The organism is Daejeonella sp. (assembly GCF_044342615.1).
Classification (GTDB): Bacteria; Bacteroidota; Bacteroidia; order Sphingobacteriales; family Sphingobacteriaceae; genus Daejeonella.
Window position 1 is genome coordinate 1 of the sequence record NZ_JBIIPN010000024.1, and the last position, 24567, is coordinate 24567.

At 37.2% G+C, this 24567-nt stretch carries 23 protein-coding genes; 11 read left to right on the forward strand and 12 right to left on the reverse strand.

Going from position 1 to position 24567, the window contains the following annotated elements:
- The first annotated feature begins 103 nt into the window (after positions 1–103).
- From atpC to leuB, 10 genes are all read left to right on the forward strand, one after another.
- Complete coding sequence (gene atpC / locus ACIQ0D_RS03715) at positions 104–352, forward strand: ATP synthase F1 subunit epsilon (RefSeq protein ID WP_291400065.1); 249 nt, start codon at positions 104–106, stop codon at positions 350–352.
- A gap of 525 nt (positions 353–877) precedes the next feature.
- The gene (ilvD, locus tag ACIQ0D_RS03720; protein ID WP_395803217.1) at positions 878–2557 is read left to right on the forward strand and encodes a dihydroxy-acid dehydratase; all 1680 of its coding nucleotides are present in this window, start codon (positions 878–880) and stop codon (positions 2555–2557) included.
- A 55-nt stretch (positions 2558–2612) separates the two neighbouring features.
- Positions 2613–4349 carry a biosynthetic-type acetolactate synthase large subunit gene (ilvB, locus tag ACIQ0D_RS03725; RefSeq protein ID WP_395803219.1) on the forward strand — a complete coding sequence of 579 codons (1737 nt, stop codon included), beginning with the start codon at positions 2613–2615 and terminating at the stop codon, positions 4347–4349.
- A gap of 29 nt (positions 4350–4378) precedes the next feature.
- Positions 4379–4999, forward strand: coding sequence for an acetolactate synthase small subunit (gene ilvN, locus ACIQ0D_RS03730; RefSeq protein ID WP_395803221.1), 621 nt, complete (start codon positions 4379–4381; stop codon positions 4997–4999).
- 49 nt (positions 5000–5048) lie between these two features.
- Positions 5049–6104, forward strand: coding sequence for a ketol-acid reductoisomerase (gene ilvC, locus ACIQ0D_RS03735; protein ID WP_395803222.1), 1056 nt, complete (start codon positions 5049–5051; stop codon positions 6102–6104).
- 134 nt (positions 6105–6238) lie between these two features.
- Complete coding sequence (locus ACIQ0D_RS03740) at positions 6239–7747, forward strand: 2-isopropylmalate synthase (protein WP_395803223.1); 1509 nt, start codon at positions 6239–6241, stop codon at positions 7745–7747.
- Positions 7748–7783: 36 nt separating this feature from the next.
- Positions 7784–9178 (forward strand): 3-isopropylmalate dehydratase large subunit, encoded by a 1395-nt coding sequence (gene leuC / locus ACIQ0D_RS03745; RefSeq protein WP_395803224.1) that lies wholly within the window; start codon positions 7784–7786, stop codon positions 9176–9178.
- 29 nt (positions 9179–9207) lie between these two features.
- The gene (gene leuD, locus ACIQ0D_RS03750) at positions 9208–9804 is read left to right on the forward strand and encodes a 3-isopropylmalate dehydratase small subunit (protein ID WP_395803225.1); all 597 of its coding nucleotides are present in this window, start codon (positions 9208–9210) and stop codon (positions 9802–9804) included.
- Between the two features lie 14 nt (positions 9805–9818).
- The gene (locus ACIQ0D_RS03755; RefSeq protein ID WP_395803226.1) at positions 9819–11336 is read left to right on the forward strand and encodes an alpha-isopropylmalate synthase regulatory domain-containing protein; all 1518 of its coding nucleotides are present in this window, start codon (positions 9819–9821) and stop codon (positions 11334–11336) included.
- A 403-nt stretch (positions 11337–11739) separates the two neighbouring features.
- Positions 11740–12798 (forward strand): 3-isopropylmalate dehydrogenase, encoded by a 1059-nt coding sequence (gene leuB, locus ACIQ0D_RS03760; RefSeq protein WP_395803227.1) that lies wholly within the window; start codon positions 11740–11742, stop codon positions 12796–12798.
- Between the two features lie 36 nt (positions 12799–12834).
- Here the strand turns inward: leuB and ACIQ0D_RS03765 are convergent, their stop codons facing one another.
- From ACIQ0D_RS03765 to ACIQ0D_RS03780, 4 genes are all read right to left on the reverse strand, one after another.
- The gene (locus ACIQ0D_RS03765) at positions 12835–13827 is read right to left on the reverse strand and encodes an ABC transporter ATP-binding protein (RefSeq protein WP_395803228.1); all 993 of its coding nucleotides are present in this window, start codon (positions 13825–13827) and stop codon (positions 12835–12837) included.
- 66 nt (positions 13828–13893) lie between these two features.
- Positions 13894–14733: an outer membrane beta-barrel protein gene (locus tag ACIQ0D_RS03770; protein ID WP_395803229.1), complete on the reverse strand. Its 840-nt coding sequence runs from the start codon at positions 14731–14733 to the stop codon at positions 13894–13896.
- An 11-nt stretch (positions 14734–14744) separates the two neighbouring features.
- On the reverse strand, positions 14745–15542 hold the full coding sequence (locus ACIQ0D_RS03775) for a hypothetical protein (RefSeq protein WP_395803230.1): 798 nt from the start codon (positions 15540–15542) through the stop codon (positions 14745–14747).
- Positions 15523–16092: an RNA polymerase sigma factor gene (locus ACIQ0D_RS03780; RefSeq protein WP_395803231.1), complete on the reverse strand. Its 570-nt coding sequence runs from the start codon at positions 16090–16092 to the stop codon at positions 15523–15525. The genes ACIQ0D_RS03775 and ACIQ0D_RS03780 overlap by 20 nt, the downstream gene beginning before the upstream one ends.
- A gap of 157 nt (positions 16093–16249) precedes the next feature.
- On the opposite strand from ACIQ0D_RS03780, the gene ACIQ0D_RS03785 reads away from it, so the two are divergent.
- Positions 16250–17116, forward strand: a complete 867-nt coding sequence (locus ACIQ0D_RS03785) for a DnaJ C-terminal domain-containing protein (RefSeq protein WP_395803232.1) — start codon at positions 16250–16252, stop codon at positions 17114–17116.
- Positions 17117–17145: 29 nt separating this feature from the next.
- Here the strand turns inward: ACIQ0D_RS03785 and ACIQ0D_RS03790 are convergent, their stop codons facing one another.
- The 8 genes from ACIQ0D_RS03790 to hemB all read right to left on the reverse strand — a co-directional run bounded on the left by ACIQ0D_RS03790 (position 17146) and on the right by hemB (position 24565).
- Positions 17146–18285 (reverse strand): hypothetical protein, encoded by a 1140-nt coding sequence (locus tag ACIQ0D_RS03790; RefSeq protein WP_395803233.1) that lies wholly within the window; start codon positions 18283–18285, stop codon positions 17146–17148.
- Between the two features lie 76 nt (positions 18286–18361).
- Complete coding sequence (hemJ, locus tag ACIQ0D_RS03795) at positions 18362–18901, reverse strand: protoporphyrinogen oxidase HemJ (RefSeq protein ID WP_395803234.1); 540 nt, start codon at positions 18899–18901, stop codon at positions 18362–18364.
- Between the two features lie 36 nt (positions 18902–18937).
- Positions 18938–19963: a uroporphyrinogen decarboxylase gene (gene hemE, locus ACIQ0D_RS03800; protein ID WP_395803240.1), complete on the reverse strand. Its 1026-nt coding sequence runs from the start codon at positions 19961–19963 to the stop codon at positions 18938–18940.
- Between the two features lie 20 nt (positions 19964–19983).
- Positions 19984–20490, reverse strand: coding sequence for a tol-pal system YbgF family protein (locus ACIQ0D_RS03805; protein ID WP_395803235.1), 507 nt, complete (start codon positions 20488–20490; stop codon positions 19984–19986).
- A gap of 2 nt (positions 20491–20492) precedes the next feature.
- On the reverse strand, positions 20493–21197 hold the full coding sequence (locus tag ACIQ0D_RS03810; RefSeq protein ID WP_395803236.1) for a response regulator transcription factor: 705 nt from the start codon (positions 21195–21197) through the stop codon (positions 20493–20495).
- Positions 21187–22062, reverse strand: coding sequence for a sensor histidine kinase (locus tag ACIQ0D_RS03815; RefSeq protein ID WP_395803237.1), 876 nt, complete (start codon positions 22060–22062; stop codon positions 21187–21189). The genes ACIQ0D_RS03810 and ACIQ0D_RS03815 overlap by 11 nt, the downstream gene beginning before the upstream one ends.
- Positions 22063–22067: 5 nt before the next feature.
- A complete protein-coding gene (gene hemL, locus ACIQ0D_RS03820; protein ID WP_395803238.1) occupies positions 22068–23438 on the reverse strand; it encodes a glutamate-1-semialdehyde 2,1-aminomutase in 1371 nt (456 codons plus the stop codon).
- Positions 23439–23674: 236 nt separating this feature from the next.
- Positions 23675–24565 (reverse strand): porphobilinogen synthase, encoded by an 891-nt coding sequence (hemB, locus tag ACIQ0D_RS03825; RefSeq protein ID WP_395803239.1) that lies wholly within the window; start codon positions 24563–24565, stop codon positions 23675–23677.
- Positions 24566–24567 lie beyond the last annotated feature (2 nt).

Sequence of the window (24567 nt, forward strand, 5' to 3'; positions counted from 1 at the left end):
GGGAGATATGAGACAACAGATGTGAGATATGAGACGATAGATATGAGAGAATAGAAAATCTCAAATCTCAAATCTCGATTCTAACATCTCGATTCTAAAAAATATGAAATTAGAAATATTAACACCTGATAAAAAAGTTTACGAAGGAGAAGTAAGATCTGTAACTGTACCTGGTACTATGGGATCTTTCGAAGTCTTGAAAGACCACGCTCCAATCATCTCTACTTTGGAGGATGGTAAAGTGATTATCCGTAAAGATAATTCTGAAGAAACTATTTATATCAAAGGCGGTGTAATTGAAGTATTAAATAATTCAATTATGGTGCTTGCAGAAGGAACTATAAATTCCTAAAAATATCCCCCTTTTTAAGCCCTTCTAATCTCCAAATTAGAAGGGCTTTTTTGTTTCCAATTAATTTCAATTCCTAGCCAATAAATCCGATTTTAAGCAGAAAATACCTCAATCAGTTGAGAAATCGATTTTTTGAACCGAAAACCCAAAACCATTTTGGTATATAATATCAATATTTTATATAGAATAATTAAATATTTACAAAATATTATACCGTAGATTTTAATTATTCAATATTTTATTCTAATTGAAAATAAATGGATCCTCTATTGATAGTTAAACAATAAGAACTTAAATTGAAATTACAATAATTAAGAAATTAATAAATCGTCAAATAATGGTCAAAAATTGGTTTATGCAGGTCTATAATTAGCTTTCTAAAAAGCATTGATTCGTGGCTTGCAAGTATAAATTATAACAATCAATTGCATTATTTAATTAGAGTTTAAAGAATAATAATTCTTGTTTTTAAAAAGAACAAATCAGAATCAATCCAAAAAGGAAAAAGATCAAGACATAAAATACATGGCACTCAATAAATACAGTAAAACAGTCACGCAAGACCCCACGCAACCAGCTTCACAGGCTATGCTTTATGGAATTGGATTAACAACTGAAGATCTTTCAAAAGCTCAAGTAGGCATTGTAAGCATGGGTTACGATGGCAATACTTGTAACATGCATCTCAATGATCTTGCAAAAGATGTTAAAAAAGGCGTTTGGGATAATAATTTGGTGGGATTAATGTTCCACACCATCGGAATTAGTGACGGTATTACAAATGGAACAGAAGGAATGCGCTATTCCTTGGTTTCTAGAGATCTAATCGCCGACTCGATTGAAACTGTTTGTGGAGGGCATTACTACGATGGATTAATCGCATTACCTGGCTGTGATAAAAATATGCCTGGAGCAATTATCGCGATGGGACGTTTAAATCGTCCTGCAATTATGGTCTATGGTGGTAGCATTCACTCTGGTCAATACAAAGGCCAATCTCTAAACATAGTCTCTGCATTTGAAGCATTAGGGCAAAAGTTAGCAGGGAATCTAGATGAAGAGGATTATCAAGGAATCATTCAAAGAGCTTGCCCTGGTGCAGGAGCATGTGGCGGAATGTACACAGCAAATACCATGGCATCTGCAATTGAAGCGATGGGAATGAGCCTCCCATACAGTTCTTCTTACCCTGCGCTAAGTGCTGAAAAAAAGCAGGAATGTTTAGATGCTGGCAAATACATACGAATTTTGCTTGAAAAAGATATAAAACCAAGAGATATTATGACCAAAAAGGCGTTTCATAACGCCATAGTTACAGTAATGGTTCTTGGTGGTTCCACAAATGCTGTTTTGCATCTAATTGCAATGGCTAAATCGGTTGGAATAAAGCTTGAATTGTCTGATTTTCAAAAAATTAGCGATGAGACTTCAGTTATTGCTGACCTAAAACCAAGTGGTAAATACATGATGGAAGATGTTCATGCTATCGGTGGTTTACCATCTGTACTAAAATATCTTTTACAAAAAGGCCTGATTCATGGCGATTGCCTTACAGTTACTGGCAAAACACTCGCCGAGAATGTAGCAAATGCCGCTGATCTAGATTTTAATAGTCAAGATGTCATCCTACCATATGAAAATCCGGTTAAAAAAACTGGCCACTTACAAATGCTTTATGGAAACCTTGCACCACTAGGCTCCGTAGCTAAAATTAGTGGCAAAGAAGGCGAATCGTTTACCGGTCCAGCACGTGTATTTGATGGCGAATTTGAATTAATTCATGGCATTAGTAGCGGTAAAGTAAAAGCAGGTGATGTTGTTGTTATCCGAAATGTAGGTCCCAAAGGTGCTCCAGGTATGCCTGAGATGTTAAAGCCGACCTCTGCCATATTTGGTGCCGGTTTAGGATCCTCGGTTGCACTAATTACTGATGGACGTTTTTCAGGTGGAACGCACGGTTTTGTTGTAGGGCATATAACTCCCGAAGCATTTGAAGGTGGAAATATCGGATTAGTTCAAGATGGTGATGCTATAGAAATTAGTGCCATCAAGAATTCAATTAATGTCATGATTTCGGATGAAGAAATGACAAATAGAAGGAAAGTTTGGATACAACCGGAGCCTCCTGTAAAAAATGGAGTCTTATTCAAATACTTCAAACAAGTAAAAAACGCTTCAGAGGGTTGCGTAACAGATGAAGATTAAAAAATGAGCGAATGTTAATTCCATTTGCGCACACAAAGAAAACAAACAGAATAATATGGAAAAGGCCCAGACAATTTTAAGTGAAACTAAACCTATTGAAACAAAAGAAGTTTCGGGCTCTGTAGCTTTACTTGAAGCCTTAATTGCAGAGGGGACGAATGTTATTTTCGGTTATCCCGGAGGAGCAATTATGCCTATCTATGATGCTATTTACGATTATAAAGATAAATTAAATCATATTCTAGTAAGACATGAGCAAGGTGGTATTCACGCTGGGCAAGGTTTTGCAAGAACATCTGGAAAAGTTGGAGTAGTATTCGCAACTAGTGGTCCGGGAGCAACAAACTTAGTAACAGGTCTTGCAGATGCCATGATTGATAGCACTCCCCTCGTTTGTATTACAGGCCAGGTATTTGCCCATCTCTTAGGAACAGATGCTTTCCAAGAAACGGATGTGATCAATATTACCACTCCTGTCACAAAATGGAATTATCAAGTAACGGATGCAAATGAAATTCCAGAAGTAATCAGCAAAGCATTTTACATCGCTAGAAGTGGCCGTCCTGGACCTGTTTTAATTGATATTACCAAAAATGCACAACTTCAAAAATTTGATTTTAGTGGATATTCTCCTTGTAATCATATCCGTAGCTATCGCCCGAAGCCATTGATTAGAAAAGAATATATTGTTCAGGCAGCAGAATTGATCAATCAGGCTAAGAAACCTTTCATTATTTGGGGACAGGGAGTAATTTTAGGTGAAGCAGAGCAGGAATTTAGAGCGCTAGTAGAAAAAAGCGGAATTCCTGCCGCATGGACAATATTAGGTGCAGGCGCTATCCCAACAGATCACACCCTTAATGTTGGAATGTTGGGCATGCACGGTAATTATGGCCCCAATGTGCTTACCAATGAGTGTGATGTGCTTATTGCTATCGGAATGCGATTCGATGATCGAGTTACTGGTCGATTAGATAAATATGCTAAACAGGCAAAAATCATTCATTTAGATATCGACCCATCAGAAATAGATAAAAATGTTCAAACAACTGTTCCAGTATGGGGCGATTGTAAAGAAACTATCCCAGCCTTAACTGAATTGATTGAGAAAAAAAATCATCCTGAATGGCTACAAAAATTTAGAGCATTCGATAAAAATGAGTTCGATGCAGTAATTCAAAATGAGCTTCATCCCACAAGCGGAGAACTCACTATGGGAGAAGTGATTCATCAATTGAATGAATTAACAAAAGGTGAAGCTGTGATTGTAACGGATGTTGGACAGCATCAAATGGTGGCTTGTAGATATGCAAAATTAAATAATAGTCGGAGTAATGTGACTAGTGGTGGACTAGGAACTATGGGATTTGCCCTTCCTGCTGCCATTGGAGCTAAGTTTGGTGCTCTTCAAAAAACTGTGGTTGCTGTAATTGGTGATGGCGGTTTTCAAATGACCATTCAGGAACTTGGTACCATCATGCAAAGTGGTGTGGATGTGAAGATCCTCATCTTAAACAACCGTTTTTTAGGAATGGTGAGACAATGGCAGGAACTTTTCAACGATAATCGATACTCCTTCGTTGATATCCAGAGCCCTGATTTTGTGGCTGTTGCAGCAGCCTATGGCATCAAAGGAAGAAGTATTTCTGAACGTGAAAATCTCAGCTCAGCATTAGAAGAAATGTTAAATAACAAGGGATCATTCCTCTTAGAAGCAATGGTTACTAAAGAAAATAATGTGTTCCCGATGGTTCCACAAGGATGTAGCGTGAGTGAAATCAGGTTGAAATAATAAATGTTCATCAAATTAGAAACAAAAAAATGAGCAATCAAAACGAGATAGAAAAAGCACCTGGAAAACAGGAATATAATATAACGGTGTACACTGAAAATCAAATCGGACTCCTAAATAGGATTGCAATTATTTTCACTCGCCGTAAAATAAATATTCATAGCCTAAATACTTCGCCTTCCGAAATTGAAAGCATTCACAGATTTAACATTGTGGTAAATGAGACTGAGGAAATTGTAAAAAAGCTTTCCCGACAAATTGAGAAGCAAGTGGAAGTACTGAAAGTATATTTTAACACCAACGACGAGGTAATTTGGCAAGAACTTGCCCTCTACAAAGTCCCAACAGACATTATTGCCGAAAAAGCAAGTGTAGAGCGCCTTCTACGTGAAAATGGTGCCCGTGCAGTCGTAATTCGTAAGGATTATACCGTTTTTGAAACCACCGGACACCGCGAAGAAACAGATGCCTTGATAAAAATTTTACAACCTTTTGGGTTAATAGAATTTGTACGAAGTGCAAGAGTAGCTATCATAAAACATAGTGAAGGCTTCAACCGCAAATTACGTGAATTTGAAAAGGCTGAACCTGGTGAAGAAACATCTGAAAATGAGTTCCTTAATAATGGGCAAAAGATTTTCACCATGTAAATTAATAAGAAGACAAACAATAAATAACATTAAATAAAAACAAAACAAAATGGCAAAGATTAATTTCGGTGGGGTTGTTGAAGAGGTAGTAACCCGCGAAGAATTCCCCTTAGACAAAGCACGTGAAGTACTTAAAAATGAAACTGTAGCAATAATTGGCTACGGAGTTCAAGGTCCGGGGCAAGCATTAAACCTGCGCGACAACGGCATTAAGGTAATTATCGGTCAGCGTAAAGACTCAAAAACATGGGATAAAGCTATTGCAGATGGTTGGGTGCCTGGCGAAACTCTATTTGAAATTGAAGAAGCCGCTGAAAAAGGAACAATCATTCAATATCTTTTATCAGATGCCGGACAAATTGCACTTTGGCCAACAATCAAAAAGTATTTAACTCCTGGAAAGGCATTGTACTTTTCTCATGGTTTTGGTATCACTTACAAAGAACAAACAGGAATTATCCCACCTGCAGATGTTGACGTTATTTTAGTGGCTCCAAAAGGTTCTGGAACCTCATTGCGCCGTTTATTCTTAGCTGGAAAAGGCTTAAACTCATCTTTCGCTATCCACCAAGATGCAACAGGAAAAGGTAGAGATCGCGCAATTGCATTAGGTATTGGCGTTGGTTCTGGATATTTATTTGAGACTGATTTCCGTAAAGAAGTTTACTCTGACCTTACAGGTGAGCGTGGAACTTTGATGGGTGCTATCGCTGGAATTTTTGAAGCTCAATACAATACTTTACGTAGAAACGGACATTCACCTTCTGAAGCATTCAATGAAACTGTGGAAGAGCTAACTCAAAGTTTGATGCCATTAGTTGCAGAAAATGGCATGGACTGGATGTATGCTAATTGTTCTACAACTGCACAACGTGGTGCTTTAGACTGGAAAGGACGTTTCCGCGATGCAACTCAACCTGTTTTTGATGAACTGTATGAAAGCGTAGCATCTGGGAAAGAAGCAGAAAGAACAATAAAATTAAATAGCCAACCAGACTACCGTGTAAAACTTGAAGCAGAACTCAAGACTTTACATGATAGCGAAATTTGGCAGGCAGGTCAGGCGGTAAGAAGCTTACGCCCTGAAAATCAACCTGAAAAATAAGTTTAATGAATTTAAGCTTGCGAATTTTTGCAAGCTTAAATTCTATTTAATTCTGTATTACAGATTTTAGTTTATTAAAATTTTATTCCCTTTTTGGGAAGCAAAAAGCAGAAATGCTTGAATAATTATTAGATATGTTACACGATCCAAACCGCATCTATATTTTTGATACCACGCTTAGAGATGGAGAGCAAGTGCCTGGATGCCAGCTTTCTACGGTAGAAAAAATAGAAATCGCCAAGTCTCTTGAGATTCTTGGTGTAGATGTTATTGAGGCTGGATTTCCAATTTCAAGTCCCGGTGATTTTCAAAGTGTACTTGAGCTTTCTAAAGCCGTACGTGAACCAATCATCTGTGCCCTCACCAGAGCCAATAAGGGCGATATTGATTGTGCCGCCGAGGCTCTAAAATTTGCCAAAAGACCACGTATTCATACGGGCATTGGTGCATCCGATAATCACATAAAATATAAGTTCAATAGCAATCGTGAAGCAATTTTGGAGCGTGCTGTTGAGGCGGTTAAATACGCTAAAAGTTTTGTTGAAGACATCGAATTCTATGCTGAGGATGCCGGCAGAGCTGACAATGAATATTTAGCAAAAATGATTGAGGCAGTAATTGCTGCTGGTGCAACGGTTGTAAATATTCCAGACACTAATGGCTATTGTCTTCCCGAACAATACGGTGAAAAAATTCGTTTTTTGAAAGAAAACGTTAAAAATATTGACCAAGCAATTATTTCAGTGCATTGTCATAACGACCTAGGTCTAGCAACAGCAAATAGTATTGCTGGTATTCAAAATGGTGCCCGACAAGTAGAATGTACCATTAATGGAATAGGTGAGCGTGCAGGAAATACAGCTTTGGAAGAAATTGTGATGATCCTTAAAACACATCACAACTTGAATTTTACGCATAAAGTCAATAGTAAACATTTATATGAATTAAGTGGAATGGTTAGTCGCATGATGCGCATGCCTGTCCAACCAAATAAAGCAATTGTCGGAAAAAATGCATTTGCACATAGCTCAGGCATCCACCAAGATGGAGTTTTAAAAAATAGAGAAACCTACGAAATTATAAACCCGGAGGATGTTGGAATTGATCAATCTGAGATCATTTTAACCGCTCGTAGTGGTCGCCATGCCCTTAACCACCACTTAGAACGTTTGGGTTATACCATTGAACGTATTGACCTTGATCAGGTTTATGAGCGTTTCTTGACTCTCGCAGACGGTAAAAAAGAGATAAAAGATGATGATATCTTGTTCCTGATGGGGCATGAAACACAAAATAATTATAAAAACGGACTAGCAATAAAAGCTCTGAAAGTAGTTTGCGGCGACCAGGCTAGTCCCGAAGCCACTATAACTCTTCATTATAAAGGCAAAGATAGCGAAGCCACAGCCAAAGGAAATGGCCCTGTAGATGCTACAATTAAGGCAATTGAGCAAATTATTGGTAAAAGCTTTAACATCAAAGAATTTAATATCCACGCAATTCATAGTGGAAGTGATGATGTGAGCAAGGTTGATATGCGCGTTACAGATGATGGAAAATCCTATAAAGGTTATGGTTTTAGCACTGATATCGTTCGTGCCTCTGCCAATGCCTATCTAGACGCATTAAACAAATTTGTATAAAATAACTCAGTACTAAGTACTAAATACTAAAAAAAAATGAGCAAAACATTGTTTGACAAAGTGTGGGATTCTCACGTAGTTCGAAAGATTGAAGGTGGTCCCGATGTATTATTTATTGATAGACACTTAATTCATGAGGTTACTAGTCCGGTGGCTTTCCTCGGATTAAAAAGCAGAGGTATTAAAGTATTGTATCCGGGTCGGACTTTCGCGACAGCAGATCACAATACCCCCACAATAAATCAGCATTTACCTGTTCAAGATCCACTTTCCGCAAACCAATTAAAAGCTTTGGAGTCGAATTCAAATGAATACGGCATCAGCTATTGGGGATTAGGACATCAAAAAAATGGCATTGTGCATGTTGTAGGACCTGAATATGGAATTACTCAACCCGGGGCAACTATCGTTTGTGGAGATTCACATACATCTACACATGGTGCTTTTGGAGCAATTGCTTTTGGAATTGGAACTTCCGAAGTTGAGATGGTTCTTGCCACTCAGTGTATCATGCAAGAAAAGCCTAAGAAAATGAGAATCAATATCAATGGAAAGCTTGGCAAAGGCGTAACTCCTAAAGATGTGGCTTTATTCATTATTTCTCAACTTAGCACGTCTGGAGCAACTGGTTATTTCGTTGAATACGCCGGTGAAGTTTTCGAAAACATGACCATGGAAGGTCGTATGACGGTATGTAACCTAAGTATTGAAATGGGTGCTAGAGGTGGGATGATTGCACCAGACGAAACCACTATCAACTATGTTCAAGGACGTGAATTTAGTCCGAAGGGGGAAGCATGGGAAAAAGCATTAGCCTATTACAAATCCCTAAAGTCTGATGCAGACGCTATTTTCGACATAGAGTACACTTACGATGGCGCCTCTATTGAGCCTATGATTACCTATGGTACAAATCCTGGAATGGGTATGGGAATTTCAAAATCTATTCCAAACGCAAGTGAAGTAGAAGGTGGTGTTGCATCTTATGCTAAATCATTAAACTATATGGGCTTTAATGAAGGCGAGTCGATGATGGGCAAAAAAGTTGACTATGTATTTATAGGTAGCTGCACCAATGGACGTATCGAAGATTTCAGAGCATTTACATCCATTGTAAAAGGCAAGAAAAAGGCTGATCACGTAACTGCCTGGCTAGTACCTGGTTCCCATATTGTGGAAGCCCAAATTAAAGAGGAAGGATTGTTAGATATCTTAAATGAAGCTGGATTTACCCTACGTCAGCCTGGTTGTTCTGCATGCCTTGCCATGAATGATGATAAAATTCCAGAAGGGAAATATGCAGTAAGTACCTCTAACAGGAACTTTGAGGGCCGCCAAGGACCGGGTTCAAGAACAATGCTTGCTAGTCCGCTTGTTGCAGCAGCAGCAGCAATAACTGGAAAAGTAACTGACCCTAGAACTCTCATTTAATTAAAAAGCGAATATCAAAAAGAATAAAAATGGCTTACGATAAATTCAATATACTTAAAAGTACTGCAGTTCCTCTAGCGATAGAGAACGTGGATACCGATCAAATTATACCGGCACGTTTTTTAAAAGCTACAGAGCGTGTGGGATTTGGTGATAACCTTTTCCGAGATTGGAGATATAATCCAGATAATACACCCAAAACCGAATTTGTACTAAATAACTCTCTTTACAGTGGCAAAATACTTGTTGGTGGGAAGAATTTTGGCTCAGGATCATCAAGAGAACATGCTGCATGGGCGGTGTACGATTATGGTTTCAGATGTGTGGTTTCGAGCTTTTTTGCCGATATCTTCAAGAACAATTGCCTAAATATTGGTGTTTTACCCGTGCAAGTAAGTCCGGAATTTGCCGAAAAAATCTTCCGTGCTATTGAAGCAGATCCTAAAACCGAATTAGAAGTTAACCTACCGGAGCAAAGCATCAGCATTTTATCTACCGGCGAAAAAGAAACATTTGAGATTAGCGCCTACAAAAAAGATAACATGATAAATGGCTTCGACGACATCGATTATCTGCAAAATATCAAAACTGAAATAGAAGAATTTGCCAGCAAACTTCCTTTATAAATAAAAGCAGTCAAATGGAAAAAAGGAAAATAGAAATAATGGATACAACACTCCGCGACGGTGAACAAACCTCCGGAGTTTCCTTCTCAATATCTGAAAAGCAGACCATCACACAGCTGCTAATTGAAGAACTTAGAGTTGATCGCGTTGAGATTGCCTCTGCAAGAGTTTCTGAAGGGGAATTTGCATCCGTTAAGGCTATTATGGACTGGGCTAATTACCATGGCTATACCCAGAAAATTGAGGTACTCTCATTTGTTGATCAAGGGGTTTCGATCGAGTGGATGGCAAAGGCCGGTGTGAAGGTCCAAAATTTATTGACTAAAGGTTCTTTAAACCACCTCACTCATCAGCTAAAGAAAAGTCCAGAGCAACATTTTTCTGAAATTAAAAACATAATTGAACAAGCACAAAAATTAGATATTTCTACTAATATTTACCTTGAAGACTGGAGCAACGGGATGCGTAACTCCCCTGAATATGTGTTTCAATACCTCGATTTTTTATCTAAACAGTCTATTAAAAGGGTCTTATTGCCCGACACTTTAGGTGTTTTGACACCAAATGAGACTTTTAAATACATTTCAGAAATTAAAACCAGATACCCTGAGATGCATCTCGATTTCCATGCTCATAACGATTATGATTTGGCAAATGCAAATATTTTAGAGGCAATTAGAGCAGGTGCCAATGGTTTACACTTAACCGTTAATGGCATGGGCGAAAGAGCAGGAAATGCTTCCATTGCTAGTGCAGTGGCTGCACTTAATGATTTTATGCCTGAGCTAGTAAATAATATTAATGAAGAAGCTATTTATACAGTAAGCAAGCTCGTTGAAACCTTTTCAGGAATCAGAATTCCTGCAAATAGACCCATTATTGGTGAAAATGTATTCACGCAAACTGCTGGTATTCACGCAGATGGTGATAATAAAAATAACCTTTATTTTAACGACCTTCTGCCCGAGCGATTCGGCAGAAAACGAAGCTATGCACTCGGAAAAACATCTGGAAAGGCTAATATTGAGAAAAATCTACAAGAACTGGGACTTAAATTAAGTGATGAGGATCTGAAAAAAGTCACCCAACGCGTTATCGAACTCGGCGACATGAAGGAAACAGTTACAAAAGAAGATTTACCTTATATCATTTCGGATGTGCTAAACAGTAATACTGCCGTTGATAAGGTGGTTGTTGAATCTTATGTATTAACGCATTCTAAGGGTTTAAGACCATCTTCTACAATATCTGTTAGAATTGATGGCGAACTTTTTGAAGCAAATGCACAAGGCGATGGACAATTTGATGCCTTTATGAAGGCCCTCACAAAAGTTTATGCTAAAAAAGATCTATGTTTGCCGAAGTTGATTGATTATGCCGTGCGAGTGGCCCCAGGTAGTAATTCTGACGCCCTTTGTGAAACAATTATTACTTGGGAAACAGTCAATAAAAAATTTATCACAAGGGGTTTGGATTCAGATCAAACGGTAAGTGCGATAAAATCGACACAGAAAATGTTGAATATTATATAATTGAGTTGTCAGTTATCGGTTGGCAGTTGACAGACATACGACAACTGATATAGTGGATGGAAAAGAGTAAGGAATAGGGAGAAAGGAATATGGAGAAAAGAATAAGACACAGTCATTTATCAAAATAGTTCTAAATAACACATTTCTAATTACTAAATACTAATTACTAGATACTAAAAAAATGTCTGAACTATGATTTGTTTGATTTGTGTGATTACGGAGATCTTTAATCCATAATAGCCCAAGAATTATACTCTTTTTAAATATCTTAAGACAAATAACAATATAAATAAACATCTAATTTTAATTGTCGCTTTACTGATAACTCACAACTGATAACTCACAACTGACAACCGACAACTGATAACCGATAACTGACAACTGATAACTAATAACTAAAAATATGAATTTAAACATAGCCCTTTTAGCTGGAGATGGAATTGGTCCGGAGGTAATTGACCAAGCGGTAAAAGTATGTAATGCTGTTGCGAAAAAATTTAATCATGAAATTAACTGGACATCAGCATTAACAGGAGCTTGTGCTATTGACGCTGTTGGCGAGCCTTATCCAGATAGTACTCATGAAGTTTGTATGGCTGCAGATGCGATTCTTTTTGGAGCTATTGGTGATCCAAAATACGATAACGACCCTAAAGCAACTGTCCGCCCAGAGCAAGGTCTTCTAAAAATGCGTAAGAAATTAGGCTTATTTGCAAATGTTCGTCCAACATTCACATTTCCTTCATTAATAGATAACTCTCCACTTAAAAGAGAGCGAATTGAGGGAACCGACTTGATTATTCTTCGTGAGCTAACTGGAGGAATCTATTTTGGTGAACGTGGAAGAAAAGACAATGGGAACACTGCTTTTGATACGTGTACATATACACGTGATGAAATAATACGCCTAGCTAAACTTGGTTTTGAAATGGCCATGACAAGAAGCAAAAGACTATGCTGTGTTGATAAAGCCAATGTACTTGAAAGTTCACGTTTATGGAGAGAAACTGTGCAAGACATGGAAAAAGACTATCCAGAAGTGACTGTTAACTATGAATTTGTTGATGCTGTAGCTATGCGCCTAGTTCAATGGCCAAGCACTTACGATGTGATGATCACAGAAAATCTTTTTGGTGATATTTTAACGGATGAGGCATCAGTAATTTCGGGTTCTATGGGATTAATGCCATCCGCATCGATAGGCCTTCACACCTCTTTATTTGAGCCTATACATGGGTCATACCCTCAAGCTGCAGGCAAAGACATTGCAAATCCGCTTGCAACCGTACTTTCGGCTGCCATGATGTTTGAAGATGCATTTGGTTTAAAAGAAGAAGCCGAATTAATTCGTCAAGTGGTAAACAAATCATTAGCTGAAGGCATTGTCACTGAAGATCTTTCAGGAAAAAATAAAGCCTATAAAACTAGTGAAGTTGGCGATTGGTTAGCCAAAAATATTTAAAGAATTAGGGCTGGCCTATTTCCAAATAGGTCGGCCTTAATATTCTAAATACTTATCCACTACCACCTGCACTTTCTGCCCTTTAGCATAAATTCCAGGCCTAGGATTCATCGCAATTATCTGAACATTATCACGCTCTAATAGCAAATCTTCATAAAAACCTTTGAAGAAAATATCCTTTATTAAATATCCTTTACTGCTCCAGCTACTTTTTAGTTGTACCCATTCAGGGTAAATCATTAAGTTCTCCTTTTTTGTTTTCAATCCCATCTTTTGGCCTTCATCAGCAGATAGAACAAAGGCATTACCTAGAAGTTTTCCTGTATAAATATATGCTGGCGCTAAATATATTTGATCTGGCTTGCCCGATTCCATCAAGATTCCATCTTTTAAAATGATCATCTGATTTGAAAGTGTTAATCCATCTACAGGGTCATGTGAGACCAGAATCACTGTAATTCCAAGCTCCTCATTCAACCTTTTTAAGTCGGCACGGAATTGAGTTTTTAATAATGCATCCAGCTGACTGAAAGGCTCATCCAACAATAAAACCTCTGGCTCAGTAATAATTGCTCTTGCTAGTGCCACACGCTGCTGCTCACCCCCACTCAACTCAATGATTTTTTTATTGGCTAAATGATCAATTCTTAGAAAATTCATCATGGACTGAGCCTTCTCTTTTTTAGACTTCAAATCTTCATTTGAGAGCATGCTTTCAATATTTTCATAAACCCTCGCATAAATATTGAGGTTGAAATTTTGATTGAGCATTTTCATCGAGTCGTGGCCCGGGATTAATTTCTCTATGGGACCATGAAGAGGCTTACCTTTAAATTCAATCTCGCCCGAATCGGGCATTAAAAGTCCGTAAATTAACTTCAATAAAGTACTCTTACCACTTCCACTTTCGCCAACAATAGCAATAAAATCACCTTTTTGAATGCTAAGATTTATTGAGTTAACACCCGCTGAAGAATCCTCAGAATAATGCTTACTGATATTTTGGAGAGAAATTATAGGCTGCGACATGGATTCAAATATAATAAAAAACCCCGCCTAAGCATGATTGCAAAGGCGGGGTTCTGAAGATATTTTTTACATGCCAAATGAAATTCCGAATGCTAAGTTTTTAAAATCTGTTGGGCCCTGGCCTTCAGCAAAAACATCATTCCCGTAATATTTTACGTAAATTCCTGTTCCGCCATAACCCAATCTTGCAACGGCTCCATATCTAAAAGGATTTAAATTATAATCATCCTTAAATTTCTCTTTGCCATTTTCTTTACTCACCTGCTTTACTTTTCCATTTAACAAGAATCCAATTTCCGGCCCTATCACAAACTCAATTCTATCCCCTTTTTTAATAGGATTTGAACGAAATTGAAAAGCCAAAGGGATACGAAGATACTGGCTTGAAAAACGATTCTTCTTGAAATCAACCGACTCAGTTACATAGCTAAGGGTAGGTGCAGACTTTTGAATGGTAATATTTTGCCTTAAGCGCATGTGCGTCCAATCAAGCCCTGCAGCAGTATAAATCTTAAAATTTTTATTAAAACGGTAGCCCATTTCTAAGAAATCAAATGCAAAATTTCTAGTTTTTGAGTTATTGCGTTCTAAAAAAGAATTTGCAGGACTTAAGGTAAAACTACCATTATCAAGATAGGTACTGATACCAAAATCAAAACGGGTGGCAGTAAAATGAAGTTTGAGCTTATCTTTTGGCTTGACCTCTACTTTGTTCGTATCCTTTTTTAAATATTCTTTGTTCCTATCCTTTTTTAAATATTCATAACTGCCAATTTTAATCACTACACTTTTTTTGTATTCACTAGTAGTATCACGTGTACCCACAAGTACCGTATCCTTTGTTTGTTGTGCATTAAGGCCTGTTACTAAAAGACACAGGATGCTAAAAATTAATGTTCTTTTCATTTCAATAGATTTTACTTCTTACTTTTTATTTTTAATAGTCCCAAATTTATTCCTGACACTTCAGTGCCCTCGTCACCTTCTGTAAATTCAATCAGTTTATCTTCACGTTTATCTACTTGCGCAATCACAAAGTTTACTAGTCCACCTACCCCTCTAACCTTTCTATTTTTAATATTTGAATTAAAGTCATCTGTAGAATTTCGATCTTGATCACTGATTGATGCGCTTAATTCTGCACGACTCAAATCCGGCTGACTGAGGTCAAGAGATGATTGATCACCTGAGTACCTCGTCGGGACTTTCACTGGCTGTTTAGGCTGAATGATAATCGGTCTCTTGATTACATTCGAAGCAATAACTTCCCCAGACTGCTCTTGAGGAGCTTTTGTTTCGGGAATTACCTTCACAACTTCATTTACTAAGGTTGGTTCTGCTTTTGGCAAATCATTAGCTACTTTATTTTCCAATGACTTACTTATCAAAACCGGGACAGATTCTTGTTTGCTAATAGTATTAAAACTCTTATTTACAGCATCTTGCTCAACCACTTCCTTTTCCTCTTGAACAATTTCAGGACTACTTTGAGCAATGATTTTCTCTTCTGTTCTTGTGAACCATAGTCCGGAAGAAAGTACTACTACAATACTCGCAGCAGCCATCCAGAAGATAGAAAAAGTCCTTTTCGCTGGTTTTTTCTTATCCAAGGTATTGGAAATCTTTTCCCAAACCTCTTTTGAAGGTTCTACTTGAAGATCTTCAAAACGCTGCTGAAATAATTTATCCAATTCTTTATCCGATATGGGATGCATAATTTAAGCCCTCCATTTTAATTATTTTTTCTTTTAATATTGACCTCGCTCTTGATAACTGAGACTTTGATGCCCCTTCACTGATTCCGAGCTCGGCAGCTATTTCCTTGTGTGAGAAACCCTCAATCACGTACATATTAAATACTAATCGGTAGCCATTTGATAACTGCTGCACTAGTTTCAGCAAATCCTTCATCTCTAATCCGCTCATATCAAAAGTACTTTGAGGCTGATCATAAACCTCTTCAATATCCACTAAATTTAAGTTTCTGAGGTTTTTACGGTAAGATTCAATCGCCGTATTCACCATAATCCGTCTGATCCAACCCTCAAAAGAACCCTCCCCTCTAAATTCAGAAACCTTCTGAAAAACTTTTACAAAACCCATTTGCAAAACATCCTCCGCCTCATTCGTATCCTTTGCATAGCGCATGCAAACACCCATCATTTTTGATGAAAGTTTTTTATAGAGACTTTCCTGGGCTTTTCGATCACCCATTTTACATCCCTCAAGCAGACTATCAATCGTGTACACGTGAGTCAAATTCATATTCTTTAAAGGTAAGATGCTAAACTTTAAAAAAGAGTTGCATCCACAATAAAATAATTAAAAATTCATCATCAAAAAATGACAAAAATTCATTACATTAGTCTCATTCTGGTCTTTATGGTGCATTTTTCATTTCACCTCAAATAAATCTTATTTCATGGCATTTGTAGATTACTATCAAATTTTAGGCATTGACAAGAATGCATCCGAAAAGGAAATTAAAAATGCCTACCGAAAACAAGCAAGGAAATACCACCCCGATGTAAATCCAAATAATCAAAATGCACAAAAGAAGTTTCAGGAAGTAAATGAGGCTAATGAGGTATTGAGTGACCCCGATAAACGGAAAAAATACGATCAGTTTGGCAAGGATTGGAAACATGCTAATCAATATGAATCGGCGGGGCCAAGAAACTCTGGAAGACAGCAAGGCTATAATGGAAATTTCGGAGAGAGTGATTTCTCTGACTTTTTCAGTTCCATGTTTGGAGGTTCGGGAAGACAAGCCAATGTAAAGGGCCAGGATTTAAATGCAGAACTGCGACTTAATTTAAGGGATGTTTATAGCACGCAAAAACGGACTATCACGGTAAATGGTAAAAACATCCGACTTACAATTCCGGCAGGGGTTGAAAACGGACAAACTATAAAAATTAAGGGACATGGAGCTCCTGGAAGAAATGGTGCAACGAATGGCGATCTTTTCCTAACTTTTTTAATAAATGAAGACCCTGAATTTAAACGTAAAGGCAATGATCTTCATAAAAACAATGAAATTGATTTATACACCGCTATTTTAGGTGGTGAAATTCAAATTGAAACCCTTAATGGAAAAGTTAAGTTGAACGTAAAACCTGGCACCCAAAATGGTACAAAAGTAAAATTAAAAGGTAAAGGTTTTCCTCTTTATAAAAAGGAAAATCTTTTCGGGGATTTATACATAGAATATAGCGTTCAAATACCCATTAACTTGACGGATAAAGAAGTAGAGTTATTTACGCAATTACAGAATATACGAAAATAAAATGGGATTTGCAAGGAAAATCGGTTTAATCACCTCTCCACCCTCGGTTTCAAAAGCTTAAAAGATTGTTTATAAACCAAAAAAGAAGAATTAGAAAACTCAATCTTTCTTGTCCCAGCTGGGCGACCTAAATCCATGTAGGGTTCAAATCTAAAATCAAGGTATAGATTGGGAATTAATTGCTTCTGGTACGAATAACGAAGCATGACTAACTTTCTGTTTTTTTCCGTATGGCCAACATGATTAATATGTTGTGAAACGCTTTGATATAGGGGCATTCCATTTTGTGAAATAAAGGACATCCCATTCCAATATGTTCCCATTAAAGATCCATGATGGGTGTCAACTCCAGCATTTAAATACCAGCCATGCCCCTTGCTAAAAGCTTGAATACGGGTAAAGGAAAAATCATTGTATTTAATTAAATAGTTCTCTGTCCTAAAAGCGTTGAAAAAACCTTTCATAGGTACTTTTATCTTTAGGCCAACAGCAGAGTTTACAAATGTTTCGAGAGGATCTGGAGTCTCATCAATCTGACCTCCTTTATGATAAACGGTCAGCTGTAGCGGAATAGATAGCTGAATATTCGAACCCTTTAACAATTTATAATTGGCGGATATTCCACCTAGTACTTCCTCTTGTACCGGCGATGGCTTATAAATCATGCGCTTCCAATTAATGAAGGCATCAAAAAACAAAGATTTATTTTCAATAAGAAACTGGGTCCCATATTCAACAGGATCAGTAATTCTCTTTTCAAAATCAAAGATAGGTTCTACCATGCGATGATGGATATTCCCTTCCAAAACACCATTGATAAGCGTAGTATTACCATTTTTATATTTCACGCTAAAAAGAGGAAGGGTTCTATAAATGCCTTTAGCACCAAAATCTTTATGTAGATGTAAACCTGCTGTGACAACTAAACGAGGATGTGCAAAATAAACTAATTGAGGCTCAAGCTGAGTCCCAAAAAGTGTATAACCATCTTGAATCTTATTGAAATATTCATAGTTTCTCATAAAATTGAAACTTTGAACACTTAATTGGAGCTCCCCTGTTTTGAGGCTATCAGGGCGTATTCGATATTCTAAACTATCTGTTGAGATTTGTGCAATCGAAGTATTAAAGATACTGAGGAGCAATAAAAAAAGCAGAAATCTCTTCATTGGGGATTATAAATCAGACAAATTGTTTTTCATTTCAATAATATAAATCTAATATTAAAGAAACACAGAATCTAATTTATTTTCCTTTTAAACGATAATATTTATAAATTTTTACGGCCGACATAATCACAGCACTGAAAATAATTAGTCCCGTTAAGCCATAAATCCAATCTACCGCACTTTTCAAAATAACGGTAAACACAATGGCTACCAAAAATATGGTTGCCAATTCATTCCATAAACGTAATTGGGTGGATGTCCAAGTAAAAACCCCTTGCTTTAGCTTATTCATGATTTGTTGACACATGAAATGATAGATCAACAAACCAACAACAAAAGCAAGTTTAACCAACATCCAACTCATATTCAACAAATTGGGGTTTACCCAAATCATGCCTATGCCAGCTAATACAGAAAGCGCCATAGCTGGGGTTGTGATTATATACCAAAGCTTATGTTGCATGATCTCAAACTGAGCTTGCAAGGTTAATCTTTCAGATTCTGGGCGTTCATTAGCCTCCACATGATAGATAAATAGGCGTACAATATAAAACAAGCCTGCCATCCAGCTGACCACAAAAATGATGTGAATGGATTTTAAGTATAAATAGGCCATATCTTGCTTGCTAATAATTAAAAGCTAGGCTTTCAATTAATATCTAAATTCCTTCATTAATTCAACAGCATATTTTACATTATCAAAAGGGATATCTGGCATAATACCATGCCCCAAATTGAAAATAAAGCCATTTTCGCCACGCATACGTTCAAAAAGACGATGAATTCTTTCCTTTATCACCTTTTTATCAGCATATAAAATATGAGGATCTAAATTCCCTTGAACTGCAATTCCTGAAGGTAAAGTTCTCTTAATATCTAGTAAATCTGCATTCCAATCGATAGAAATCACATCGGGCTTTGATTCGGCCATTAAAGGTGCAAAAACGGAGCTTCCTTTGCAGAATGAGATGATTGGAATATCTTTTCTATTCAGTTTAGAGATAATTTCCGTGTTATAATTATGTGAGAATTCTTTGTAATCATCCCATGATAAAGCTAGAGCCCAACTATCAAATAATTGTAAAGCATTTACTCCTGCATCAATTTGAAGATTTAAATAATCAATAGTAACCTTTGCAATTTTAGCAAGCAATTGATGTGCTAATTCAGGATGATTATGAATCAACAGCTTAGTCAATTTAAAATCCTTTGACGATCCACCCTCAACAAGATAACTCATCACCGTAAATGGAGCGCCAGCAAAGCCAATTAAAGGAATGCTGCCATTTAACCTTTGCTGAATCACTTTTATAGCATCAGCAACGTATTGAAGTTTATCATCCACATCAGTCAAAAGTCTATCAACATCTGCTTGATTACGCACAGGATTTGCAAATTTCGGTCCCACACCTTGCGTAAAGCTCAAATCGCCACCCATCGCTTCTGCCGTTACCAATATATCTGAGAACAGAATTGCTGCATCAATACCTAAAAGGTTTACAGGCAACATGGTTACGTCTGCAGCTATTTCCGGAGTTTTACACATCTCCAGGAATGAGTATTTATTTTTTATTTCCCAATATTCGGGCATAAATCTACCTGCCTGACGCATCATCCAAACTGGAGGTCGCTCGGTACTTTTTGAAAATGCAGCCCTTAAAAATAGGCTCTCTTGAATGTTATTCGCGCTCACGTTATTTAAATTTCAGATTCAATCTTTTCGATAATATTTTTTACTCTCGCTGAGATTTTAAAGGTTTTAGCTTTCTCAACATAGGCTTTCGCCTTTTCTTTATCCTTCTTACGAAGGTTTATGTTTGCCAAATGTACCAATACAATGGCTTTATCATTTTGGTTACGTAGTGGAAAGCGACTTGCAATTTGAAAATGCTTCTCGGCCTCCTCATAATTTTGTTTATGAAGTTCTAAGTTCCCATAAATAAACTCATAAAAACCACGACGATGCCTTCCTAAACGATCAGGATCCTCTATTTCTTTCAATAAAATTTCAGCTTCTTCGTAGTTTTTGGCATGAAATTCTCGCGCTGCCATTACCACTGTTCCTTCTCTAAAATAACCCCAAATTAAGAAGCCAATCATTAAAACTACGGCCGCCGTCACTTCATAAACCTGCTGATAGATAGTCCAGAAGAGTAAAAGTACTGCAATTGCAAGAACCCAAAGTCGGGCTTTTCTAGTGAGCATTTTTAGTGGTTATCAATAAATTTATACCCAACCCCACGAATGGAATGAAAATATGTTGGATTCTTCTGATCTGGTTCAAAATATTTACGGAATGTCAGAATGAAATTATCAATAGTCCTAGTGGATGGATAAACATCATAATTCCAAACTGTTTCAAGAATCTGCTCTCTTGAAACCGCCTCATTGCGACGTTCAATTAATAATTTAAGAAGCATCGTCTCCTTTTTAGTAAGTGGAGTTATTGTTCCATCGTCACTCTTTAACTCAAATGAATTGAAATAAATGGTTTTATCTCCAATTTTATATGAATTTAATTCCTTCAGCTCATCTCCTTTAAGGCTACGCTTTACAAGATTGGCAACTCTTAAAATCAATTCTTCTAGGTTGAAAGGCTTTACCAAGTAATCGTCAGCACCTTTTTTCAAGCCCATAACACGGTCTTCGCTCGTATTTTTAGCTGTTAAAAACATAATTGGAACTTCCGAATTTTCAAGTCGAATAGTCTCAGCAACTTGGAAACCATCAATTTCGGGTAGCATCACATCAAGAATCACTAAGTTAAAGCGTTCTTCCTTGAAAACTTTTAAGGCCTTTTTACCGTCTGTAGCTGTTGAAACCTTATATCCTTCAAGTTCCAAATTTAATTTGATGGCCTCGAGAAGATGCTCTTCATCTTCTACTAGGAGTATTCTTTGTTTAATTGGCATGTGCGTTAAATATAACTTCGAAGATAGTCCCCGAAGGGTTGTTGTTTTTCACTTTAATTGTAGCTTGGTGCTTGTCAAGAACCTGCTTCACAATGAACAAGCCTAAACCTGTCCCTTTTGTTTTGCGAGTCTCTTCGCTTCCCACTCGATAAAATTTATCAAAAATACGTGATTTTTCTTGATCATTGATACCAATCCCAAAATCGGAAACAATTAAGGTTATTTGCGCACCTTTTTGTTTCAAAATTACATTCACCTCGGCACAAGGTGGAGAATATTTTACGGCATTTTCAACCAAATTGGTTACTACTGATGTAAGTGCAAATTTATCACCATTGATAAAAATCAGGGGATCAACCTTCGTTTTAATCACATGAGAACTACAGGTATGCAATTGCAAACGCTCTGCAACAGAGTTAACAAGCTGTGAAAAATTAAATTGTTCTTTAGGAAAAGTGTAGGACTTACTTTCAATTTTTGTGGCAATGAGCATATTTTCTACCAAATCATCAAGACGCTCAATATCCTTTAATGAGTTAGTTAAAAATGACTTTCGCTGATCTGCATCCAAATCTCTCTTAATAATAGTCTCCAAATACAATTTAATGGAAGCCAATGGCGATTTTAACTCATGCGTTACAGAAAGTAAAAAATTACGTTGCTGATTATGCAATTTACGTTCGCCCTTAATGGCTTTATGCATGTAAAAAGCACCAACAAGGAAAATAAATATAAAAACAGAACTTTCACCGATTATCATACCCAGACTATCAGGCTTTGCAGCAAGCAGTAACCTACCCCACCATATTACTTGAATTACGGTGTAAATAATTAGTCCATAAAATATGATAAGCGGTCTTTTCATGCTCTTTATCCCTTGAAAACAATATCCAAACTCTCAAAAATAGCACGTTTTGCCTTCTCTAGTTCAATTTTCGAGTGTGCTGATGAAACAAATCCGACTTCATAACCCGAGGGACCAAGATAAATACCTCGATTTAATAGCTCTCTATGCATGATTTTAAATTTTTCCATGCTTGCTGGATCGATATCTTCAGCACAGCTGATACTTTCCAAATCAGTAAAGGCGAACCAAAAAATAGAACCTATTGTAAAAACCTTGAATTTATAATTTTTAGCAGTTGCATAGCGTTGAATCGACTCCACAAATTCAGCGGTTTTAGCGTTCAAATCCTTGTAAAAGCTTGATTTTGATAATTCTGTAAGTTGCGCAATTCCTGCTGCCATAGCAACCGGATTTCCGGACAAGGTACCTGCTTGATAAACAGGGCCATCCGGCGAGATCATGCCCATAATCTCTTCAGAGGCGCCATACATCCCTACCGGCAATCCACCGCCAATAATTTTACCATAAGTGATAATATCTGGTTGGATATCATAATAGCCTGCAGCACCTTCAAATCCGACTCTAAATCCGGAAATAACCTCATCAAAAATTAATAATGACTTATTTTTTGTACAAATGCTACGTAAGAATTCTAAGAAATCCTTTGTCTGAAGCAATAGCCCGTTATTTGCCGGAACAGGCTCAATAATTATAGCCGCAATTTGATCTTTAAATTGATCAAATGCTTGTTCTACAGCTTGGATGTTGTTCAGTGGAATAACAATTGTTTCATCTGCCACAGATTTTGGAATTCCAGCCGATGATGTTTCACCAAAAGTAACTAATCCTGAACCTGCTTTAACCAATAATGAATCAAGGTGACCATGGTAGCAACCTTCAAATTTGATAATTTTATCGCGCTTGGTATAGCCACGTGCCAAACGAACCGCCGACATAACAGCTTCTGTTCCAGAACTCGTAAAACGAAGCTTTTTAATAAATTTATTATGCTTAAGAATTAGTTCAGCTAACTGATTTTCAAGAGCTGTAGGAGCCCCAAAACTCATACCATTCTGCATTACTTCAGTTACTTTTTCACGGACTGCAGTATTGTTATGACCCAGGATTAATGGACCCCAAGAAGCACAAAAATCAATGAATTGATTGCCATCCGCATCCCAAATAAAACAACCATCACCCTTTTGAATGAATAGTGGTGTTCCATAAACCGACTTGAAGGCTCTAACTGGCGAATTTACCCCTCCAGGGAAAAAAGTTTTTGATTTTTCATACAATTCTGCCGACTTCTCTCTAGAAATATCCGGTTTAACCGTAGAATTAACAATGGGCTCGTCCTCTGATCCTGAAAATATCTTTTTTATTGATTCTAACATTTTATTTTTTTTTCGGTTGTCAGTTATCGGTTGTCAGTTGTCAGACTAAATGGAAAATAATCATTAAATAATTATTTCAAATGCCGCTTGCCTAGTAACTTTTAACTGTCCACTTATTAATTTTCTATTTATTTCAGATGTCGTTTGACTGATAACTGTCAACTGATTAATTTCTATTTATTTAGATGTCGTTCGACTGACAACTGTCAACTGACAACCGTCAACTGCCAACTCAATTACATCCAGTTTTTCTCCAAAATATCTCTAGCATGATAAGTAATTATAATATTAGCTCCTGCTCTAGCAAAGGCGTACATATTTTCCATGACTACTTTCTGCTCATCAATCCAGCCATTTGCTGCCGCTGCTTTAACCATCGAATATTCGCCAGAAACATTATAACAAGCAACTGGCAGATTGGTGCTAGCTCTTAAACTTTGAATAACGTCTAAATAGGCCAATGCTGGCTTAACCATCAGAATATCAGCACCTTCTAGCTCATCAAGAGCAGATTCGCGCATAGTTTCACGAGGATTTCTAAAATCCATCTGATAGGCCTTTCTATCGCCCTTTCCTGGCGCAGAATCAGCAGCTTCTCTAAAAGGACCATAATAAGCTGAAGCAAATTTTATGCTATAACTCATAATGGCAGTATTTACAAAGCCATGCTGATCCAATTTTTCTCGCATAACACGAATTCGTCCATCCATCATATCCGAAGGAGCAACCATATCAGCACCTGCCTGAGCATGCGCCAATGCCATTTGAGCTAAAATATCAACAGTTTGATCATTCTGTACATAATTGTCATGAAGTATCCCACAATGACCGTGCGTAGTATATGCACAAGTACACACATCGGTAACCACGTAAATATCATCGGCAAAAGCTCTTTTTAATTCACGAACTGCATTTGCTACGATTGAGTTTTTATCAAAAGATGAACTAGCATCCTCCGTCTTTTCTTCACCAACACCAAAAAGCAACACTTTGTTTAGTCCAACTTTCAAGGATTTCTCAACATCCTTCAAAAGTGTATCAACTGAAAAATGATTAATTCCTGGCATCGCATCAATACCATGAACCACATTTTTGCCGGGAACAACAAAATAAGGATAGATGAAAATAT

What these genes read in the sequence shown, in the direction of transcription:
- ilvB (WP_395803219.1), top strand. Translation starts at nt 2,613, where the DNA reads ATGGAAAAGGCCCAGACAATTTTAAGTGAAACTAAACCTATTGAAACA.
- ACIQ0D_RS03765 (WP_395803228.1), bottom strand. Translation starts at nt 13,827, where the DNA reads ATGTCGCAGCCTATAATTTCTCTCCAAAATATCAGTAAGCATTATTCT.
- ACIQ0D_RS03815 (WP_395803237.1), bottom strand. Translation starts at nt 22,062, where the DNA reads ATGAAAAGACCGCTTATCATATTTTATGGACTAATTATTTACACCGTA.
- hemJ (WP_395803234.1), bottom strand. Translation starts at nt 18,901, where the DNA reads ATGGCCTATTTATACTTAAAATCCATTCACATCATTTTTGTGGTCAGC.
- ACIQ0D_RS03775 (WP_395803230.1), bottom strand. Translation starts at nt 15,542, where the DNA reads ATGCATCCCATATCGGATAAAGAATTGGATAAATTATTTCAGCAGCGT.
- leuD (WP_395803225.1), top strand. Translation starts at nt 9,208, where the DNA reads ATGGCTTACGATAAATTCAATATACTTAAAAGTACTGCAGTTCCTCTA.
- ilvN (WP_395803221.1), top strand. Translation starts at nt 4,379, where the DNA reads ATGAGCAATCAAAACGAGATAGAAAAAGCACCTGGAAAACAGGAATAT.
- ilvC (WP_395803222.1), top strand. Translation starts at nt 5,049, where the DNA reads ATGGCAAAGATTAATTTCGGTGGGGTTGTTGAAGAGGTAGTAACCCGC.
- ACIQ0D_RS03790 (WP_395803233.1), bottom strand. Translation starts at nt 18,285, where the DNA reads ATGAAGAGATTTCTGCTTTTTTTATTGCTCCTCAGTATCTTTAATACT.
- ACIQ0D_RS03755 (WP_395803226.1), top strand. Translation starts at nt 9,819, where the DNA reads ATGGAAAAAAGGAAAATAGAAATAATGGATACAACACTCCGCGACGGT.
- ACIQ0D_RS03785 (WP_395803232.1), top strand. Translation starts at nt 16,250, where the DNA reads ATGGCATTTGTAGATTACTATCAAATTTTAGGCATTGACAAGAATGCA.
- ACIQ0D_RS03770 (WP_395803229.1), bottom strand. Translation starts at nt 14,733, where the DNA reads ATGAAAAGAACATTAATTTTTAGCATCCTGTGTCTTTTAGTAACAGGC.
- ACIQ0D_RS03810 (WP_395803236.1), bottom strand. Translation starts at nt 21,197, where the DNA reads ATGCCAATTAAACAAAGAATACTCCTAGTAGAAGATGAAGAGCATCTT.
- leuB (WP_395803227.1), top strand. Translation starts at nt 11,740, where the DNA reads ATGAATTTAAACATAGCCCTTTTAGCTGGAGATGGAATTGGTCCGGAG.
- ACIQ0D_RS03780 (WP_395803231.1), bottom strand. Translation starts at nt 16,092, where the DNA reads ATGAATTTGACTCACGTGTACACGATTGATAGTCTGCTTGAGGGATGT.
- ACIQ0D_RS03805 (WP_395803235.1), bottom strand. Translation starts at nt 20,490, where the DNA reads ATGCTCACTAGAAAAGCCCGACTTTGGGTTCTTGCAATTGCAGTACTT.
- ACIQ0D_RS03740 (WP_395803223.1), top strand. Translation starts at nt 6,239, where the DNA reads ATGTTACACGATCCAAACCGCATCTATATTTTTGATACCACGCTTAGA.
- ilvD (WP_395803217.1), top strand. Translation starts at nt 878, where the DNA reads ATGGCACTCAATAAATACAGTAAAACAGTCACGCAAGACCCCACGCAA.
- atpC (WP_291400065.1), top strand. Translation starts at nt 104, where the DNA reads ATGAAATTAGAAATATTAACACCTGATAAAAAAGTTTACGAAGGAGAA.
- hemL (WP_395803238.1), bottom strand. Translation starts at nt 23,438, where the DNA reads ATGTTAGAATCAATAAAAAAGATATTTTCAGGATCAGAGGACGAGCCC.
- leuC (WP_395803224.1), top strand. Translation starts at nt 7,784, where the DNA reads ATGAGCAAAACATTGTTTGACAAAGTGTGGGATTCTCACGTAGTTCGA.